Source organism: Streptomyces sp. NBC_00385, from assembly GCF_035917155.1.
GTDB classification, from domain to species: domain Bacteria; phylum Actinomycetota; class Actinomycetes; order Streptomycetales; family Streptomycetaceae; genus Streptomyces; species Streptomyces poriferorum.
Genome location: NZ_CP107951.1, coordinates 7753710 through 7772557 on the forward strand (window position 1 = coordinate 7753710; position 18848 = coordinate 7772557).

The window sequence follows — 18848 nt, forward strand, 5'->3', positions numbered from 1 at the left end:
CTCCTCGAGGCTGTGGATGCCATCGTCACCCCGAAGTGCCCTCCACCGCTACTGTCCGCGCGCCTGCAAGGAGGCGAGATAGGCGTTGTACGCCTGGAGCTCCTGGTCGCCGTCCCGGTCAGCGGCACGGTCCGAACGCTTCGCCGTCCGCTGTTCCGAGCGGTACCACTGGAACACCAGGGCCACCAGGACCAGCACCGAGGGGATCTCGCTGAACGCCCACGCGATGCCGCCCGCCGCGTTCTGGTCGGACAGGGCGTCGATGCCGAGCGAGGCCGGGGGGTTCTCGTAGACCTTCACCATCGGCTCGCTCGCCATCATCAGCGCGATGCCGAAGAAGGCGTGGAACGGCATCCCGGCGAACAGCTCCAGCATCCTCATCAGATAGCCCGGGCGGTGCGGCCCCGGGTCGATGCCCATGATCGGCCAGAAGAAGACCAGACCGACCGCCAGGAAGTGCACCATCATCGCGAGGTGCCCGGCCGTCGAGCCCATCAGGAAGTCGAAGAGCGGTGTGAAGTACAGGGCGTACAGGCTGGCGATGAAGAGCGGGATGGTGAACGCGGGATGCGTGATGATCTTCATGTAGCGGCTGTGCAGCAGCATCAGAAGCAGCTCGCGGGGTCCCGTCCTGTCACGTCCTGCCACCGGCAGGGCACGCAGTGCGAGGGTCACGGGCGCGCCGAGCAGCAGCAGGATCGGCGACAGCATGCTGATCACCATGTGCTGCACCATGTGCACGCTGAACATGACCATGCCGTAGTCGTTGAGCCGGGTGCACATCACCAGCGCGATGGTCAGCACCCCGACGACGAAGAAGACGGTCCGGCTGACCGGCCAGCCGTCCCCGCGTCTGCGCAACCGCAGCACCGCGTACGCGTAAAGGACCACTGCGAGGACGCAGCCGATCAGGAAGAACGGGTCCGCGGAGAACTGGAGCCCGCGTCCCAGCGTGAACGGCGGCAGATCCATGTTCATGCCGTGCCCGCTGTGATCCATCTGTTCACTCCCGATGGGAACGTCGGGACGTCCCTGTTTCGTGCCGGTTGTCCCGACCAGAGTAGAACCGCCCCCGGCCGCAACTGCGGCCGGGGGCGGTTCTCAGACGGTGGTGTGTCTCAGAGCACGCACTCGGCCTCGGAGTAGCGCTCGGCGGGGACCGTCTTCAGGGTCTCCACGGCGTCCGCGAGGGGCACCATCGTGATGTCCGTGCCGCGCAGGGCCGTCATCATGCCGAACTCGCCGCGGTGCGCCGCCTCCACCGCGTGCCAGCCGAAGCGGGTCGCGAGGACGCGGTCGTACGCGGTCGGTGTGCCGCCGCGCTGTACGTGGCCGAGGATCACCGGGCGCGCCTCCTTGCCCAGGCGCTGCTCCAGCTCGATGGAGAGCTGCGTCGCCACACCGGCGAAGCGCTCGTGACCGTAGACGTCCTTGACGCCCGATTCGAACTCCATGGAGCCCTCACGCGGCTTCGCGCCCTCGGCGACCACGACGATCGCGAACTTCTTGCCGGCCGAGAAGCGCCGGCCGACCAGCTCGGTGAGTTCGTCGATGTCGAAGGGCCGCTCGGGAACGACGATGGCGTGCGCACCGGCCGCCATGCCGGAGTGGAGGGCGATCCAGCCGGTGTGGCGTCCCATGACCTCGACGATCATGACGCGCTGGTGGGACTCCGCGGTGGTCTTCAGCCGGTCGAGGGCCTCGGTCGCCACGCCGACAGCGGTGTCGAAACCGAAGGTCACGTCGGTGGACGCGATGTCGTTGTCGATCGTCTTCGGTACGCCGACGATCGGCAGCCCCGCCTCGGACAGCAGGTTGGCCGCCTTCAGCGTGCCCTCGCCGCCGATCGGGATGATCGCGTCGAGGCCGAGGTCCGCGACATGGCCCCTGGCCGTCTCGACACCGCCGCGCAGATGCGCGGGCTGGACCCGGGAGGAGCCGAGGATCGTGCCGCCGCGGGCGAGGATGCCGCCGACCGCGTCGAGGTCGAGCTTGCGGTAGTCGCACTCGAGGAGGCCCCGCCACCCGTCGTGGAAGCCGATGACCTCGTCGCCGTGGTCGACCACAGCGCGGTGGACGACGGAACGGATGACGGCATTGAGGCCGGGGCAGTCGCCGCCGGAGGTGAGCACACCAATTCGCATTGCCCGGGAAACCTTTGCAACGTGGGCCGACGACCGGACCACGTCGTCCGGTTGGATCCCCGCCACCCTACCGGCGCAGGGTGGCGGGACCGAACCGGGCGTCCGCCTGCTGGACTCCGCTCAGCTGAGCGAAATAACCCTCATCAGGCGGGCTGTGTCGCCGCGGCGATCCGCTCGGCGCGCAGCGCCTCGTACCAGCGGTCGTCGGTGGGCGGCAGCGCGTTCACATCGAGGGCCAGCTTCAGCAGCAGATCCGCGATCAGCGGGTTGCGCGCCATCACGGGCCCGTGCATGTACGTGCCGAAGACGGTGTCGTTGTACGCGCCCTCGGTCCCGTCGCCCGTGCCGTTGCCCCGGCCGAACCGCACCTGGGCGAACGGGCGTGCCGTCGGCCCGAGATGGGTGACGCCCTGGTGGTTCTCGAAGCCGGTCAGCGGCGGCAGCCCGAGGCGCGGGTCGATGTCCCCGAGTACGTCGCCGACGCACCGGGCTCCCTCGCCGCGGGTGGAGACCACGTCGAGCAGCCCGAGACCCTGCTCGCGCTCACCGAGGTCGTTGACGAACTCGTGGCCGAGGATCTGGTAGCCCGCGCAGACCGAGAAGATGATCGCGCCGTTGGACGCGGCCCGGCTGAGGCCGCCGTCGCGGCGCAGCCGCTCCGCAGCGAGCCGCTGCGGCCGGTCCTCACCGCCGCCGATCAGATAGATGTCCCCGGACGTGGGGACCGGCTGGTCGCTGCGCACGTCGACGCGCGACACGTCGAGGCCGCGCTGACGGGCCCGGCGCTCCACGACGAGGGCGTTGCCCTGGTCGCCGTAGGTGCTCAGCAGGTCCGGGTAGACCCACACCAGCCGCAGGCTGTTGTTGCTCATGCTTCGTCCTCTCCTGAGGGGCCCGGGGCCGGGGTCAGTTGCCGACACGACGGCGCAGATCCTGGAAGGCGGTGTAGTTGGCGATGACCTCGATGCGTCCGGGCGGTGCCTGCTGGACGGCCTCGTCGAGGTTCTCGCAGACCCGGAAGTCGAGACCGGCCACTTCGAGGCGGACCGCGAGGTCCAGCTTCCGGTCGCCGAGCACGAAGATCGGGTGGCCCGCGAGCTGGGTGTAGTCCACGTCCCACAGCCACGAGGTGTCCGTACCGTCCGCGCCGCGGGCGTTCACGGAAAGGATCACCGGGGTGGGCGGCGGGTCGATCAGGGAGAACGTCTCCAGCCAGCCCGCCGGGTTCTTCGCCAGCAGGAGCCGGAGTTCGCGGCCGAGGAAGGTGACCACGTCGTAGCGGCCCGCGACGGCCTGCACCTGGTACATCCGCTCCAGGGCGACCTGCGGCGGCACCCCGAACACGGCGGCCACGGCGGCCGAGCTGGTGGCGTTGGCCTTGTTGGCGCGGCCGGGCAGCTGGAGGTGGATCGGCCACGCCGACCCGTGCGGGTCGAGCACGTAGTCACCGTGCAGGACCCAGCTGGGCGGCGGGCGGCGGAAGCCGCACTCGCCGCAGAACCAGTCGTCGCCGGGGCGCTGCATGACGCCGCCGCAGGACGGGCAGGACCAGGCGTCGTCCTTCCAGGCCTGGCCGGCCGCGACCCACACCACGTTGGGAGAGGAGGAGGCCGCCCAGACGATCAGCGGGTCGTCGGCGTTGGCCACGATCACGGCCTTCGAGCCGGACAGCCCCTCCCGCCACTTCTCGGCCAGCATCCGGGTCTCGGCGGCCCGGTCCAGCTGGTCGCGCGAGAGGTTGAGCAGCGCGATCACCTTGGGCGTCGTGTCGCGGGCGACGCCGGCGAGGTACTTCTCGTCGACCTCGATCACGCCGTACTGCGCGTCCGAGCCACCGGCCAGGGCCGAGGTGATGCCGGCGGGCATGTTGGCGCCCAGCGCGTTCGACACGACCGGGCCCGCGGCCCGCAGTGCCTCGGCGATCAGCCGGGTCGTGGTCGTCTTGCCGTTCGTCGCCGACACGAGGATCACGTCCAGGTGCTGCGCCAGCCGCCCCAGCAGGTCGGGGTCGAGCTTGAGCGCCACCCGGCCGCCGATCACCGATCCGCTGCCTCGCCCGGCCGCTCGCGACACCGCCGCAGCGGCCTTGCCCGCCGTCACGGCCAGCTTGGCCCGCGGCGACAACGGCTCCGTGTTGCCTGCCATCGTCCTAGATCCTCCTTGCATCGGTCCGCGCCCAGCCTATCGATGTCCGGCGTGGCGGAGGCACGGCGGCACCGTCCGGACCGTGGAGTTCCCGTGGAACGAGACACGCGCGAACTAACACCACTTCATTTGTCTTGCAAACATACAGCTCAGGGCGGTTGTGCGGGATCAGGAGCAATGTCACCTCGTCATTTCACGCCGGGGACCCCCGAGGCCGGAGTCCGGGGGATCATCGGTACGCCGCCCCGTGGCGTCCGCCCGTCAGGTTTCCGCCACGTCGGAGATACGACGCGGGCCAAGGCTGTGCAAGGGGCCTCCGCGCCGGTTGGGCCGATCCTGCACGCTGATCCGGAACATCCCGATGCTGTCGGGCGGCGACGCGGGCCACCCCGGGTTCGGTGGAACGGCCCGGGCCTCGCTCCACCGGGGCGGCACCCGGCCGGCGCAGGTCGACTCCCGCGCCGGCCGGGCACACACCCCGGCCACGGGCCCGTACGAGCTGGTGGCCGCGGGGCAGCACGGTACGACGGCGTGGAGCCCCTCCACGACGACCAGCACCGGCGCGGTGCCGGTCCGCTGTTCCGGCGGGCGGACCGCGTCGGCCCGCTCCTCGCAGCCGGGCGGAGGCAGCGCTGTCAGCGCCCGGTACACCGCGTCCTCGTCCGCCGTGAGTCCGAGATCCTGAAGGCCGGCCGCGGCCGGCAGCGGGCGTTCCCGCGGAACGTACGATGGCCGTCATGCGAAACCGCCCCATCCCCGGCAGTTCCGGCCTCGTCCGGACCATGAGCCTGCTCGGCGACCCGGTGCTCCACGCCCCCTGCGAGCCGGTCACGGACTTCGGTCCGTCGCTCGCCCGGCTGATCGAGGACATGTTCGCCACGATGTACGAGGCGCAGGGCGTCGGTCTCGCAGCCAACCAGGTCGGCGTGCCGCTCCGGGTGTTCGTCTTCGACTGCCCCGACGACGAGGACGTCCGTCATCTCGGACACGTGGTCAACCCCACGCTCGTCGTGGCCGACGGCATCACCGTGCGCGGCCCCGAGGGCTGCCTGTCGCTCCCGGGCATCGAGGCCGGCACGCCACGCTTCGACCAGGCCGTGGTCGAGGGTGTGACGGCCGACGGGGAGCCGGTGCGGATCAGCGGGACGGGCTTCTTCGCCCGTTGCCTCCAGCACGAGTGCGACCATCTCGAAGGAGCCGTCTACACGGACCGGCTGACCGGGCTGCGCAAGGCACGCGCGCTGCGGGCGTCCCGCCGGGCGCCCTGGGGACGCACCGGCTGAGGGCTGCCGGCGTCAGAACCCGGGACCACCGGGGCGGTCGCCCGCCGCGGCCAGCCTGCCCCAGAGCAGATCGGCGAGACTCCGCACCAACTGCTCGCGCGAGCAGGGGCGTTCACCCAGCCACCAGTCGCCCGCCGCGTGCATCATGCCGACGATGCCGTGGCCCCATATCCGGGCCATCTCCTGGCTGTCGGGGCCGAGGTCCACCCGCTCCGCGATGACGGTGGCGAGCTCCTCGCCGAGCCGGCGCAGCAGCGGGGCGGAGTGCCTTCCCACGTCGAAGCCCTGCTCGGGCGAGTGCGCCGCGTCGTCGGACGGGTGCATCAGGAAGCGGTAGACCTGCGGGCGGGCCTCGATCGCCGCGAGGTAGGTGTCGAGCGTCGCCTCGACGCGGGCGCGGCGGTCGGCGGGGGCGTCGAGCGCGGCCCGCAGGGCGCTCAGCAGCGCGTCGGTGTGCCGCTTGGCGAGGGCACGGTAGAGGCCGCCCTTGTCGCCGAAGTGCCGGTAGAGGATGGGCTTGGTGATGCCGGCCTCTGCCGCGATGGCGTTCATCGAGGCCCCGGGGCCGTCCCTGAGCACCACGCGGTCGGCGGCCTCGAGCAGCTCACGGCGGCGGCGTTCGGCCGCGGACCGCTGGCGCTCGGCCTGTCGTGTGGTCTCCATGTCGTTTCTCCCACCCCTGACCGTGCATGTCCGTCCTGCCTGCGCAACGTAACACCCTGCCCAGCGGTGTGTGGATCGCCGCCCGGGCGGTTGACAGAGGCTACTTGTCGGTAACAGACTGTTGTTACCGCAAGTAACGAACGGTTTTGACGGCAGTACGTGGAGGGGAACATGGCCGAGTTCACGCTCGATCTCAACGACGACCAGAAGCAGGTCCGTGACTGGCTTCACGGCTTCGCCGCGGACGTGATCCGTCCGGCCGCTTCGGAGTGGGACGAACGTGAGGAAACGCCCTGGCCCGTCATCCAGGAGGCCGCCAAGGTCGGAATCTACTCCCTCGACTTCTACGCGCAGCAGTTCTTCGACCCGACGGGCCTCGGCATCCCGATGGCGATGGAAGAGCTGTTCTGGGGCGACGCGGGCATCGGTCTGTCGATCGTCGGTACGGGCCTGGCGGCCGTCGGCGTCCTCGCCAACGGGACCGAGGAGCAGATCGGCACCTGGATCCCGCAGATGTACGGCGACGCGAACGATGTGAAGGTCGCCGCCTTCTGCTCCTCCGAGCCCGACGCCGGCTCCGACGTCGGCTCGATGCGTACGCGCGCCGTGTACGACCAGGCCAAGGACGAATGGGTGCTCAACGGCACCAAGACCTGGGCGACCAACGGCGGCATCGCCAACGTCCACGTCGTGGTCGCGGTCGTGGACGCCGAGCTCGGCTCCAAGGGCCACGCCTCCTTCATCGTGCCGCCGGACACCGCGGGCCTCTCGCAGGGCCAGAAGTTCAAGAAGCACGGCATCCGCGCCTCGCACACCGCCGAGGTCGTCCTGGAGGACGTGCGCGTCCCGGGCCACTGCCTGCTCGGCGGCAAGGAGAAGCTGGACCAGCGCCTCGCCCGGGCCCGCGAGCGTGCGGCCTCCGGCGGCGGCGAGCGCGTGAAGAACGCCGCGATGGCCACGTTCGAGGCGTCCCGCCCGGCCGTCGGCGCGATGGCCGTCGGCACCGCCCGTGCCGCGTACGAGGTCGCGCTGGACTACGCGAAGACCCGGACCCAGTTCGGCCGCCCGATCATCGACAACCAGGGCATCGCCTTCCAGCTCGCCGACATGCGTACGCAGATCGACGCGGCGCGCCTGCTGGTCTGGCGCGCCTCGTGGATGGCGACCACCGGCAAGCCGTTCGAGTCGGCCGAGGGGTCCATGTCCAAGCTGTACGCGAGCGAGACCGCCAAGAAGGTCACCGCTCAGGCGGTCCAGATCCTCGGCGGCAACGGGTTCACCCGTGAGTACCCGGTGGAGCGCATGCACCGCGACGCCGCGATCTACACGATCTTCGAGGGAACGAGCGAGATCCAGCGCCTGGTGATCGCCCGCACGCTGTCCGGTATGCCCATCCGCTGATGCTCCGCCCGGGCCCCCGGTGAACCGGCCCCCGTCCCTGTCCGCGCGACAGGAACGGGGGCCGAGTCGTGCCGGGCCGGCGCTCAGGCGGGGAGCTGGGCCTCGATGGCCGCGACGACCTCGGGGGCCTCGGGCTCCGTGCGGGGGCGGATCCGGGCGACCGGCTCGCCCGCGGGGGAGATGAGGAACTTCTCGAAGTTCCACTGGATGTCACCGGCCTCGCCGTCCGCGTCCGCGAGCTGGGTGAGTTCCGCGTAGAGCGGGTGCCGGCCGGCGCCGTTGACGTCGGTCTTCGCCAGCAGCGGGAAGCTCACGCCGTACGTCGTCGAGCAGAACGTCCGGATCTCCTCCGAACTCCCGGGCTCCTGGCCGCCGAACTGGTTGCACGGCACGCCGAGCACGGTGAAGCCCCGGTCCCCGTACTCCTTCTGGAGCCGTTCCAGGCCGGCGTACTGCGGGGTCAGCCCGCACTTGGAGGCGACGTTCACCAGCAGGACCGCCTGGCCGCTGTAGGCGCCCAGCGTGGTCGGCTCGCCGGTCAGGGTGTGGAGCGGGATGTCGTGCAGCGTCATGGATGTCTCCTCGTCGGTGTCTTCTTCGGCAATTGTCACTCCCAGAGGTTCATCGGCACGAACCCGACCGCCCGGCCGTCCGGATCCAGCAGCCGGCCCATCAGCTTCACCGCGCGCAGCGCTACCGCGCGGTCGGCGATCCGCAGATGCGGGAGGGCCGCGGCGAGCCGTACCTCCAGGGCCTGCGCGTCCACCAGCGACGAGACCCAGACGGTCGCGATGAGATTCTGCGGACCGGCCAGTCCCAGGCATTGCCTGATCTCCGGAAGCTTGGCCAACTCCCTTGCCGTGGAGTCGAGATGCTCGGCGGCCACGGTGCCGAAGAAGGTCACCGCGACCGGTGAGCCGGACAGGGAACGCGCCAGGTCGCAGCGGATGACCAGACGGCCCGCCTCCAGCAGCCGGTTCAGCCGGCGGCTCGCCGTGTTCACCGAGATGCCGAGCGCTTCGGCGAGCTCGCTGAGGGACATGCGCCCGTTCTCGCCCATCGCCGTGACGAGTTCGGCGTACTCGGGAAGGTGCTGACCGTCGCCCAGCGCCGACCTGCGGGACGCGGCCAGCACCTCCTGCTGGGAGCGGCTCAGGCTCGTCAGCCGCCACACACTGCCTTCCGTGTAACTGCGGGTGACCAGATGCGCCCGGGTCGCCGTGATGCCCGCGATCGTGCCGAGCCGGTCCACGATGTAGCCCGAGAGCGCGCCGAAGCTGGTGGCCATCGCGGTGATCAGCAGGTCGCGCCCGCCCGCCGCGTGCTCCACGGTCACCGCGTGCGGGTCCGCCGACAGGATCTCCGCGACCGCCCCGGCCTGCCCCGGCGCGCAGTCGATCTCGATCAGCGCCCCGGCACCCGAGCCGCCGTACGGGTACGCCGTCACCCAGGCGTGGCCCGCCGCCCGCAGCCTCTCCCAGCGCCGCGCCACGGTCGCGGCGTCGATGTCCAACGCCTTCGCCAGCTCGGTCCAGGTCGCCCTCGGATTGATCTGCAGGGCGTTGACCAGGGCCAGATCCAGCTCGCTCAGTGAGGGCAGAGTTTCAGTCATCGAGAGTCCGAACCGGGGGATGGGATGGGAAGGAACTGCATTTGATCATCACCCATGACAGATATCAGCAATCCAGGGGCGTTTCTTGAGCGGAGATTAGCATCGCCGTACTCCATCAGATCCAGCCACTTACCGATTCCGGAGGCGCCGCGTGCAGCAGCCTTTCGCCACCCTCGCCGACGCCGCGTCAGCCCTGCGGTCGGGCGCCGTCGGCAGCGCGGAACTCGTCACCGCCGCCCTCGCCGACGCCGAGGTGCTCGATCCGCTGCTCGGTGTGTACGTGACCCGCTTCCCGGAGCAGGCGCTGGCCGCGGCCCGTGCGGCCGACTCCCTGCCCGCCGCCGAACGCGGTCCACTGCACGGGCTGCCCCTCGCGGTGAAGGACAACCTCGCCACCGTCGAGGGACCGTCCACCGTGCAGAGCCCGGCCCATGACCCGCGCTGGTGGCGTGGCCTCGACGCGCCGGCCGTCGCCCGGCTGCGCGGCGCCGGGGCCGTCGTCCTCGGCAAGACCACCATGACCGAGTACGCCATGGGCCGCCCCGATCCCTCCCACTCCTTCCCGGTGCCCCGCAACCCCTGGGACCCCGAGCGCTGGACCGGCGGATCGAGTACGGGCAACGGCGCCGGCATCGCCTCCGGACTTTTCCTCGGGGCCCTCGGCAGCGACACCTCCGGCAGCGTCCGGCTGCCCGCCGCCCTCTGTGGCACCACCGGCCTCAAGACCACCTTCGGGCTGTTGCCGGTCGACGGCTGCGTCCCGCTCAGCCCCTCGCAGGACGTCCTCGGCCCCATGGCCGTCAGCGCACGCGACTGCGGACTCCTCCTCGACGCGCTGACCGGCTTGCCGCGGCCCGCCCCCGCGGCGGGCGCCGGGGTGCGCGGACTGCGTATCGGCATCCCGTACGGGCTGCTCGACACGCCAGGCATCACGGCGGCGTGCCGTGACGCGTTCCAGGAGGCCGTGCGGACGCTGCGTGAACTCGGGGCAGAGACAACGGAGTTCCAGCTCCCAGAGTTCGGCGGCCTGCTCGCGGTCAACGCCGTGACCATGCTCGCCGAAGCGTTCGCCGTGCACGGTGAGCGGCTCGCCGCCGACTGGGACGGGCACGGCCGGAGCTTCCGCCGGCTGGCCGCCGCGGGCGGGCTTCTCCCCGCCCACCTCTACCTCCGCGCCCAGTACACCCGCGAACGGCTCACCGCGGCGCTGTTGGAGCGCATGGACGGACCCGGCGGCGTCGACCTGATAGCCACCCCGACCTGGCCGGCCCCCGCGCGACCGTACGCGCAGGAGGCCGCACCCGGCGAGGAACTCAACCTCACCGCCGTCTGGAACCCCACCGGATTCCCGGCCCTCGCGCTGCCCATGGGCACCGGCCCGGCCGGACTGCCCCTCTCCCTCCAACTGGCCGGCCGCCCCCGCAGCGAGCACACCCTGATCGCCGCGGGCGAGGCCTACCAGTCGGCCACCACCTGGCATCTGCGCCGGGCCACGCCCGACCCCCGGCGACGGCCCGCCCCGCTCCAGGACCCGGAAACCGGAACGGGCCCCGCGTCGCCCGCACCGTCCGCCGCCACCCCGGGCGACGGCTCCACCGACGCCGGAGCGCTGCTCGCCGCCCTCGGCATCACCCCGGACCCGGCCGATCTGGCCGTCGTACGGGCCGTGGCCGGGTCACTCCTCACCGCCGTCCGGCAGCCCACCGCCTGACGCCGGCCCGCCCCGGGCGCACCGATCCCAGGTGCGCCGCCCCGAAGTCCCCCTGTCCCGCCACCATCTGCCGCGCCCCTGCGCGCGGCCGTGCCCAAGTGGAGAACCCATGTCGCGTATCCAGCCCACCACGGGCACCGGCGCGCCCGGCCTCGGCGCCACCCGCGTCGCCGCGGTCGTCGGATTCCTGGTCTTCGTCGAACTGACCAGCGGCATCATCCAGGGGATGATGCCGACCCTGCTGCCCGAACTCGGCTCCGTTCTCGGCGTCGGTGCGGGAGACCTCAACTGGGTCAACGCGGCACAGCTGCTCGCCGCCGCCGTCTCCGTACCGCTGTTCGGCAGGCTCGGCGACATGTACGGCCACCGACGGCTCCTGCGCATCGCCGTCCTCTGCCTCGCCGTCGGTTCCGTCCTCGTCGCCTGGGCACCCTCCTTCGAGGTGCTGCTGGTCGGCCGGGTGCTGCAGGGACCGCTCGCCGCGCTCCTGCCCCTGGAGATCGGTCTGGTCCGCGACCGGCTCGACGCCTCCGGCGCCCGCAGTGCCATCGCGATGCTCGTCGGCGCGCTGACCTTCGGCGCCAGCGCCGGCATGGTCGTCGCCGGACTGCTCCGGGAGGCCATCTCCTCCGTGCACGGCGTCCTGTGGATCCCGGCCGCTGCCACCGTCCTGTGCGCCGGAGTCGTCTTCTTCCTGGTGCCCGAATCCAAGACCCGGGCCCAGGGCCGGGTCGACTGGGCCGGGGCCGGACTCCTCAGTATCGGACTCGCCACACTGCTGCTCGGCATCTCCCAGGGACCCAAGTGGGGCTGGACCGACGCGGCCACCCTCGGCCTGTTCGCCGTCGCCGCGATCACCCTCACCGTCTGGGTCCTGGTCGAACTCCGCGTCGCCGAGCCGATCGTCGACATCCGCCTCACCGTGCAGCGCACCCTGCTCCCCGTCTACGCGGCGAGCTTCCTGCTCGGCACCGCCCTCTTCGGGGCCCAGACCGCGCTGGTGCTCTTCGTGTCCTCACCCGCCGACAAGGTCGGCTACGGCTTCGGCTACGACGCCCTCGGCATCGCCTGGCTGATGCTGCCGTCCGGCGTCATGGCGTTCATCGCCTCGCTCTGCGCCTCCCGCCTGTTCAAGCTCATCGGCGGACGCGGCACCCTCGGGCTCAGCGGCGGCCTCATGGCGATCGGCTATCTGTTCCTGATCGCGGCCCACGACGAGCCCTGGCAGTTCGTCGTCGTCAACATCATCGTCGGCACGGGCGTCGGACTCGCCCTCAGCGCGATGCCCGTCCTGATCGTCGACTCCAGCCCGCACGAACGCACCGCCATCGCCACCGGTATCTACAACACCGCCAAGACCGTGGGCGGTTCCGTCGCGGGGGCCGTCTTCGCGGCCATCCTCACCGCCCTCACCTTCCAGGGCACCGAGGTCCCGACGATCGACGCCTACACCACCGTGTGGTGGTGCTGCGCCACGGTCTCGGTTCTCGTCGCCGCCGCTGCGGCGGTCGTGGCCCGCCCCGCGAAGTCCGCCAACTGAACCTCCGCCCCGCCCCCGCACCCTCTCCAGGGAAGGAACAGCGCCATGCCCGCCCCCACCACATCCGTACTCCTGCACAACGGCCTGCTCATCGACGGCACCGGGGGTGACCCAGTCCGCGACGGAGCGGTCCTCATCGAGGACGGGCGCGTCCGCTGGGCGGGCCGGACCGGGGACAGTCCCACGACGACGGCCGCCACCCGGCGGATCGACGTACGCGGCAACACGATCCTTCCGGGCTTCATCGACTGCCACGTCCACATGGCCGCGCCCGGAACGGCGATGAGTCACGCCGAGATCGCGACCCTGCCGCACAGCCTGCTCACGTTCCTGGCCGGACCCCGGATGAGGCAGACCCTCGAAGCCGGCGTCACCACGGCCCGGGACCTGGGCGGCGCGGATGCCGGACACCGGCGAGCCGTCGAATCGGGTCTGCTCGTCGGCCCCCGCCTCCAGGTCGCCGTCTCCATGCTCAGCCCGACCGGCGGGCACGGCGACTTCCGGCCCGGCAACGACCACCGCCCCAACGAGAACGCCATGGGCCGGCTGGCCGACGGACCCGCCGAGTGCCGCAGGGCCGTCCGCGAGGTGCTGCGCCAGGGCGCCGACTGCGTCAAGATCGCGGCGACCGGCGGCGTGTGGAGCCCGACCGACCAGCCCGACGACGACGGATTCCTGGAGGACGAGATCCGGACGATCACGGAGATCGCCGCCGGACACCGCGGCAAGAAGGTCGCCGCCCACGCCCAGGGCCGGGGCGGGATCCTCAACGCCGTCCGCGGCGGTGTCGCCAGTGTCGAGCACGGCTACGAGATCGACGACGAGGCCATCGGCCTGATGCTGGAGCGGGGCACCTTCCTCGTACCGACGCTCACCACCGCCCAGACCGACCCGGACCCCGGGAAGGCGGCGCCCTGGGCGTACGCGAAGAAGAAGCACTGGCAGGACGTCGCCCGCCGGCACATCCCGCGCGCCATCGAGCGGGGGGTGCGGATCGCGATGGGCACCGACTGCGGCATCGCCGAGCACGGCACCAACCTGCGTGAGCTCGGCCATCTCGTCGACTGCGGCATGACTCCCATGGGCGCACTGCGGGCCGGGACCGCCGAAGCGGCCGAACTCCTCGGCCTCGCCGCCGAGATCGGCACGCTGGAGCCCGGCAAGCGCGCCGACGTCGTGATCGCCCGTTCCAACCCGCTCGACGACATCCGGGCTCTCGGGGACCCCGCGAACATCCTCGTCGTCATGAAGGACGGCGTCGCCTACAAGGACGTCGAGGGGTTCACCGCCTGAACGGACCCCGCACCGTCCCGGCCGACCGCTTTGTAGTAGAAGGTGGTCGGCTTCAGGACACCCGCCGGGTCGGCGGCGTAGTCGGGGACGGAGCCGCACTCCGTCCAGCCGGCCGAGCGGTAGAGCCGCTCGGCCGGGCTGCCGCTCTCCGTGTCCAGGACCATCAGCGTGACGCCGTCCTCCGCCGCCGAGCGCTCCGCCGCGTCCAGCAGGCGCCTGCCGAGCCCCTGGCCCCGTGCCGACGGACGGACCATCAGCTTGGCGACCTCCGCGCGATGACGGGCGTTCGGCAGCGGCGCGCGGGCCAGGCCGATGGTGCCCGCGATCCGCTCACCGTCCCGGGCGATCCAGACCTGGTGCTTCCCCGCTTCCACGGACCCGGCGCGCTCACGCCACCAGCACGCGGCGGCTCCCCGGTCGAGCGGGGCGAGGAAGCCCACGGACGATCCGCCGTCGACCGTCTCCACGAGGAGAGCGGCCAGCTCATCGGCGTACGTGACCAGTTCGGGTCCGGACACCGGAACGATCTCGGTCATGCGGCAGGTCCTTTCACGGTGCGACGATCATCAGTGCGTAGCGGACCCGCTCCGGGCCCGGACAGTGGAAACGCGAGGGGCCGCGCAGCCTGAACCGGAGACAGTCGCCCGGGCCGACCGTGTGCGCGGTGGCGTCGACGGTGACCTCCAGCGTCCCCTCCAGAACCCAGATGTGCTGCTCCAGACCGGGGACCGGCGGGTTCTCGTACGCGATCACGGCACCCGCGTCGAGGAGGCCCTCGATCACCTCCGCGCGCAGGCCCGCGTGCGGAGGCGAGACGGACCGGCGGACGAAACCCGTCGACTCGTCACGCCACACCGCCTGCCGGCCTGCGGGCACCAGCTGCGGCGGCTGCGCCTCCACCTCCAGCAGCAACCGGGACATGGTCCGCTCATGAACGCTGCACAGCCGGCCGAGCTGGGCGGCCGTCGGGCTCAGCTCGCCGCGTTCGAGCCGCGAAAGCGTCGAGCGGCTGAGCCCGCTGCGCCGGGCCAGCTCGTCCAGCGACCAGCCCCGCTCCATCCGCAGCTCGCCCAGACGCACCGCGAGCCCGGCCTCCACGGCCCCGGCTTCGTTTCTCATAACGGAGATCCTATCTCGATATGGAGAGGGCCGGTGGAGGGCCCGGCAACAGCGCCGGGCTTCCCTGCGCTGCCGGTAGCGCGCCGCCGTGCCAGGCTTGTCCCTGGGGACGCCCGGCCGGGCGCTTCGGTCCTGCCGGGTGATTCCGCTACCCGAGGAGGCCCACATGGCCAGTACCAGCAACCAGCCAGGGACGGCGCGGGGCGCCGCCGCGGATTCCGCCCACCCGTTCCGGACGGGCTGGACCGCCTTCGCCGCCATCCTGATGATCTTCGGTGGGGCCATGGCGATCTTCCAGGGAATCGCCGCCATCGCCAAGGACGACGTCTTCGTCACCACCAGCAACTACGTGTTCCAGTTCAACCTGACCGGCTGGGGCTGGATCCACCTCATTCTCGGCATCGTCATCGTTCTCGCCGGCTGCGCCCTGTTCACCGGGGCAGCCTGGGCCCGTGCCGTCGGCATCGTCCTCGCCGGACTCGGCGCACTCGCCAACTTCCTCTGGCTGCCGCACTACCCGTTGTGGTCCATCGTGCTCATCGCGCTGGACATCTTCATCATCTGGGCGCTCTGCGCCGGCGGGGAGCGTGAGCGGGTCTGAGAGACAACGAGCCGCAGCCGCCGGCGACGTCGCTACGGCGCGGGCGGCTTCGTGGTGAACGCGGCCGGCGGGGGAGTGATCCTGAGCGTGACGACGTAGGAGACGACCACCGAGACGATCACGAGCGGCATCACGGTGAGTCCCTGGGACCCCAGCAACAGCGTGGCCAGCAGCACCGACGTCATCGGGAGCTTCAGCATCGCCACGCACATCGCCCCGATCCCCATGGCGAACCCCGAGGTCGGGTTCAGCCCCGGGAGATGGGAGAGCGCGAGGCCGCCCGCCGCACCGGCGAACATGGCCGGGAAGATGGGACCGCCCCGGAAGGCGCTCAGGGAGGCACAGTAGGCCAGGCACTTGCAGACGATGAGCACCACCAGGGTGGCCGCCGAGTACCGGGCGCTGTCGGCGAGCAGCGGATCCAGCGCGTGCTCGCCCGAGTACAGCACCTGCGAGGTGGAGTTCCCGGTGATCTCGGCGTACAGGTGGGCGAGCACGCCGACCGCCAGGCCCATGACCACCGTGGCCACCACCCTGCGCCGCTCCACCCGCGGCTGAAGGAACAGCGCCAGCCGCTGGATTCCCGCCCCCACGAACGCGGCACCCAGCCCGAGGACGACGGCCCAGCCGAACTCGGCGGCGGTGGGGCTGTCGGCCGGCGGCACCTCGTGCAGCGCCAGGGAGTAGGTGCCGAGCCCCGTCCACGAGCCCAGGCCGGTGAAGATCAGCGCACCGATCCCGGCCGCCAGGAGCCCCGGCACGAGAGCCACCCCGAGCATCAGCCCGGCCAGCCCCGACGCCTCCATCAACAGGAACGCGCCGAGGAGCGGCGAGCCCAGCAGGGCGCTGACGGCCGCGAAGCTGCCCGCGGCCCCCACCACCGCGCTCGCCCCCGGATCGATGTCCGGCTTGATCAGCCGCACCGCGTACACCGCCGCACCGCCGCCCAGCGCGATGAGCGGTGCCTCGGGGCCGAGCACCGCTCCGAGGGAGAGCGACGCGATGGCCGCGAGCGCGATGCCGGGCAGCTGCGCGGCCGAGGGCGCACCGGTGCTCACCAGCCCCTCGGCCGGCTTGTGCCCGCCGTCCCCCGGGAGAAAGCGGATGGCCAGCCCCGTCAGCAGCCCTGCCACACCGACCAGCGGCACGGGCCACCACGACGGCGCTGCCGCGAAGCCGAGGGCCTTCGGCAGGTCGTCGTACGTGAGGGACTGCAGTTCGGAGACGAGCGCGAGGAAGCCGAAGGCCCCCGCCGAGATCGGGACTCCCAGGACGGCCACGATCACCAGCAGGACCGCATAGCCCCGGGTCCGGATCAGGGCAGCGGGGTCGGGTTGCGGGGCGGCGGGTGTTCCGGCGGTTTCGGCCGACATGCTCGTTGTCTCCTCGGCTCGGGAATCCTCGTGCGGGGTCGATCGGTACGGGTCACGCGGTCCTGCCGTGCCGCGGCGGTCAGCCGGTGAGCACGCCCGCGGGCGGACCGAGCAGGATGACGGTGTCGCCCGCGCCCGGAGCGGGCGACCGGCTGCCGGTGACCGGGGTGAGCCGCTTGTCCGGACTCACCACGAACAGCAGCGCATGGCGGTCCGGAACCGCGCTGTCGGCGGGCCGCACCACCACGCGGGCACCCGCCTCGTACCGGCGGGCGAGCTCGGGCCCGGTGAGGCCTTCACCGAAAAGCGACTCACCGCCCGTGTACGGCGCGACCACCCCGTGACTCGCCGACGGTGAGGCGAGCCGGTGGACCGAGCCGTCGACGCTCTCGCGCAGGGTCGTCGAGGCGAGGGCGTTGAAGTCGTCCTCGTCCGTGAGCAGCAGCACTCCGGTGATTCCTTCGAGCTCCGCACCGGCCCCGGTGGCCGCGGCGAGCAGTTCGCCGGGGGCCAGCGTCAGCCCGGCCTCCGCGATCCGCTCCCGCTCGCTCTCCGCGCCGGCCCACATCAGGACGTCCAGCCCCGCCGTGCGCAGCGCGCACGCCAGGTCGACCGCCCAGGGCGCGCCGCCGACGAGCAGTGGCCTGGACCGGGCGGGACGCAGCACCCCGAGCCGCCGGGCGACCGGGAACGCCGTCAGGCCGTACAGCATCACGGTGGCGACGATCACGACGAAGGTGGCGGGCAGGATGCGTTCGGCGCCCGTGACGCCCTTGTCGATCAGCTCGGCCGAGAACGTGGACGCCGTCGCCGCGGCGACGATGCCGCGCGGAGCCATCCAGCCGATGAACCACCGTTCCCCGGGCGGCACATCGGTACGCAGCGTCGCCAGGTGCGCCACCAGCGGTCTGGTCACCAGGACGAGCAGGCCGACCAGCGCGAGTGACGGCAGCACCACGTGCCGCAGCGACGACGGGGTGACCGTGGCCGAGATGGAGACGAACAGCAGCCCGATGATCAGTGAGACGAGTGTGTCGAGGAAGGGCCGGCGCGCGGGGAGGTCCAGGCCCGGCAGATTGGCCATGGCCATTCCCATCACGACGGCGGAGATCAGGCCCGTGTCGTCGCGCAGCGCGTCACAGGCCGTCGCCATACCGACCACGGCGGCGAGCTGTGCCGAGGTGGCCAGTTCCTCACTGAGCCGCACCCGCCGGAGCAGCAGCCACAGCACGCCGGCGCCGATCGCCCCGCCGGCGGCGCCCACCGCCGTACTGGCCGCGAACTCGCCCACCTGGCGGGCGAACCCCGGCCGTTCTCCCACGAGAACCCCGTGGAAGACGAGCGCCCCCAGGATGCCGCCCACCGGATCGATCAGCGAGCCCTCCCAGATGAGGATGCGCTGCAGCCGCTCCGTGGGCCGGACGAAGCCGAGCAGCGGCCCGACGACGGTCGGCCCGGAGACGACGAGGATCGAGGCGAGCATCACCGCCGCCCCCATCGACATGTCCAGGACCGGTGCGGCGAACAGCGCGGCGGACACCACGGTGAGCACCGTCCCGAGCACGAGCAGCCGGTGCACGACCCGCCGTGTGTGGCCCTTGAGCCGCTTGAGGTCCAGGCCCAGCCCGGCGTCGTACAGGATCACCGCCACCGCCAGGGACACCAGCGGGGAGAAGGCGGCCCCCAGGAGCCGTTCGGGGTCGACGGGGTCGATCAGGGCCCCGGCGGTGAACCCGACCGGCAGCAGGACGAGCAGTGCCGGGATGCGCAGCCGGTTCGCCAGCAGCTGCGAGGCGACTGCGAGCACCACGATCAGTCCCAGACCCACGAGCACCTGATCGGCCGTCATAAAAGCGCCTCCTCGGACGACATCCCTCCGGTGCCGTGGGCTGCGGTCGCGGCCCGCGGAACACCGCGCGCGACCACCTTCCGCGGCGGGGGCGCGGCAGGGCGGTCAGGCGCG

Annotated in this window: 18 protein-coding genes; 7 read left to right on the forward strand and 11 right to left on the reverse strand. The window is 71.8% G+C overall.

Features of this window, described 5'->3' with window-relative positions; all coding sequences use genetic code 11:
- Window positions 1-48: 48 nt before the first annotated feature.
- From OG959_RS34610 to OG959_RS34625, 4 genes are all read right to left on the reverse strand, one after another.
- Window positions 49-999 (reverse strand): cytochrome c oxidase assembly protein, encoded by a 951-nt coding sequence (locus OG959_RS34610; protein WP_326664848.1) that lies wholly within the window; start codon window positions 997-999, stop codon window positions 49-51.
- 119 nt (window positions 1000-1118) lie between these two features.
- Window positions 1119-2144 carry a 6-phosphofructokinase gene (locus OG959_RS34615; protein ID WP_219571799.1) on the reverse strand — a complete coding sequence of 342 codons (1026 nt, stop codon included), beginning with the start codon at window positions 2142-2144 and terminating at the stop codon, window positions 1119-1121.
- A 143-nt stretch (window positions 2145-2287) separates the two neighbouring features.
- On the reverse strand, window positions 2288-3016 hold the full coding sequence (locus tag OG959_RS34620) for a type 1 glutamine amidotransferase (RefSeq protein ID WP_219571797.1): 729 nt from the start codon (window positions 3014-3016) through the stop codon (window positions 2288-2290).
- Window positions 3017-3050: 34 nt separating this feature from the next.
- Complete coding sequence (locus OG959_RS34625) at window positions 3051-4289, reverse strand: Mur ligase family protein (RefSeq protein WP_148015277.1); 1239 nt, start codon at window positions 4287-4289, stop codon at window positions 3051-3053.
- Window positions 4290-4614: 325 nt separating this feature from the next.
- Between OG959_RS34625 and OG959_RS34630 the strand changes: the two genes are divergently transcribed.
- A complete protein-coding gene (locus OG959_RS34630) occupies window positions 4615-4974 on the forward strand; it encodes a hypothetical protein (protein ID WP_326664851.1) in 360 nt (119 codons plus the stop codon).
- Between the two features lie 52 nt (window positions 4975-5026).
- The gene (gene def, locus OG959_RS34635; protein WP_326664852.1) at window positions 5027-5572 is read left to right on the forward strand and encodes a peptide deformylase; all 546 of its coding nucleotides are present in this window, start codon (window positions 5027-5029) and stop codon (window positions 5570-5572) included.
- A gap of 12 nt (window positions 5573-5584) precedes the next feature.
- Here def and OG959_RS34640 read toward each other — a convergent pair whose 3' ends face one another.
- Entirely contained in the window at window positions 5585-6235 is a 651-nt protein-coding gene (locus OG959_RS34640) for a TetR family transcriptional regulator (RefSeq protein ID WP_326664853.1), read from the reverse strand.
- A 171-nt stretch (window positions 6236-6406) separates the two neighbouring features.
- On the opposite strand from OG959_RS34640, the gene OG959_RS34645 reads away from it, so the two are divergent.
- Window positions 6407-7636 carry an acyl-CoA dehydrogenase family protein gene (locus OG959_RS34645; protein ID WP_326664854.1) on the forward strand — a complete coding sequence of 410 codons (1230 nt, stop codon included), beginning with the start codon at window positions 6407-6409 and terminating at the stop codon, window positions 7634-7636.
- 83 nt (window positions 7637-7719) lie between these two features.
- On the opposite strand, the gene OG959_RS34650 is transcribed toward OG959_RS34645, so the two are convergent.
- Both OG959_RS34650 and OG959_RS34655 read right to left on the reverse strand, forming a co-directional pair.
- Window positions 7720-8208, reverse strand: a complete 489-nt coding sequence (locus OG959_RS34650; protein ID WP_326664856.1) for a glutathione peroxidase — start codon at window positions 8206-8208, stop codon at window positions 7720-7722.
- Window positions 8209-8243: 35 nt separating this feature from the next.
- The gene (locus OG959_RS34655; RefSeq protein ID WP_326664857.1) at window positions 8244-9248 is read right to left on the reverse strand and encodes an Lrp/AsnC family transcriptional regulator; all 1005 of its coding nucleotides are present in this window, start codon (window positions 9246-9248) and stop codon (window positions 8244-8246) included.
- Between the two features lie 151 nt (window positions 9249-9399).
- Between OG959_RS34655 and OG959_RS34660 the strand changes: the two genes are divergently transcribed.
- The 3 genes from OG959_RS34660 to OG959_RS34670 all read left to right on the forward strand — a co-directional run bounded on the left by OG959_RS34660 (window position 9400) and on the right by OG959_RS34670 (window position 13792).
- Entirely contained in the window at window positions 9400-10959 is a 1560-nt protein-coding gene (locus OG959_RS34660; protein ID WP_326664859.1) for an amidase, read from the forward strand.
- A 109-nt stretch (window positions 10960-11068) separates the two neighbouring features.
- A complete protein-coding gene (locus OG959_RS34665; RefSeq protein ID WP_326664861.1) occupies window positions 11069-12499 on the forward strand; it encodes an MFS transporter in 1431 nt (476 codons plus the stop codon).
- 45 nt (window positions 12500-12544) lie between these two features.
- On the forward strand, window positions 12545-13792 hold the full coding sequence (locus OG959_RS34670; protein ID WP_326664863.1) for a metal-dependent hydrolase family protein: 1248 nt from the start codon (window positions 12545-12547) through the stop codon (window positions 13790-13792).
- Here the strand turns inward: OG959_RS34670 and OG959_RS34675 are convergent.
- Together OG959_RS34675 and OG959_RS34680 are read right to left on the reverse strand one after the other, a co-directional pair.
- Window positions 13762-14328, reverse strand: a complete 567-nt coding sequence (locus tag OG959_RS34675) for a GNAT family N-acetyltransferase (protein WP_326664864.1) — start codon at window positions 14326-14328, stop codon at window positions 13762-13764. The genes OG959_RS34670 and OG959_RS34675 overlap by 31 nt on opposite strands.
- A 13-nt stretch (window positions 14329-14341) precedes the next feature.
- Window positions 14342-14911, reverse strand: a complete 570-nt coding sequence (locus OG959_RS34680) for a helix-turn-helix domain-containing protein (protein WP_326664865.1) — start codon at window positions 14909-14911, stop codon at window positions 14342-14344.
- A 166-nt stretch (window positions 14912-15077) separates the two neighbouring features.
- Between OG959_RS34680 and OG959_RS34685 the strand changes: the two genes are divergently transcribed.
- Window positions 15078-15512: a DUF7144 family membrane protein gene (locus OG959_RS34685; RefSeq protein WP_442805690.1), complete on the forward strand. Its 435-nt coding sequence runs from the start codon at window positions 15078-15080 to the stop codon at window positions 15510-15512.
- 32 nt (window positions 15513-15544) lie between these two features.
- Here OG959_RS34685 and OG959_RS34690 read toward each other — a convergent pair whose 3' ends face one another.
- The gene (locus tag OG959_RS34690) at window positions 15545-16885 is read right to left on the reverse strand and encodes a chloride channel protein (RefSeq protein WP_326664866.1); all 1341 of its coding nucleotides are present in this window, start codon (window positions 16883-16885) and stop codon (window positions 15545-15547) included.
- A 79-nt stretch (window positions 16886-16964) separates the two neighbouring features.
- Window positions 16965-18734, reverse strand: a complete 1770-nt coding sequence (locus OG959_RS34695) for a cation:proton antiporter (RefSeq protein ID WP_326664867.1) — start codon at window positions 18732-18734, stop codon at window positions 16965-16967.
- Between the last annotated feature and the right edge of the window lie 114 nt (window positions 18735-18848).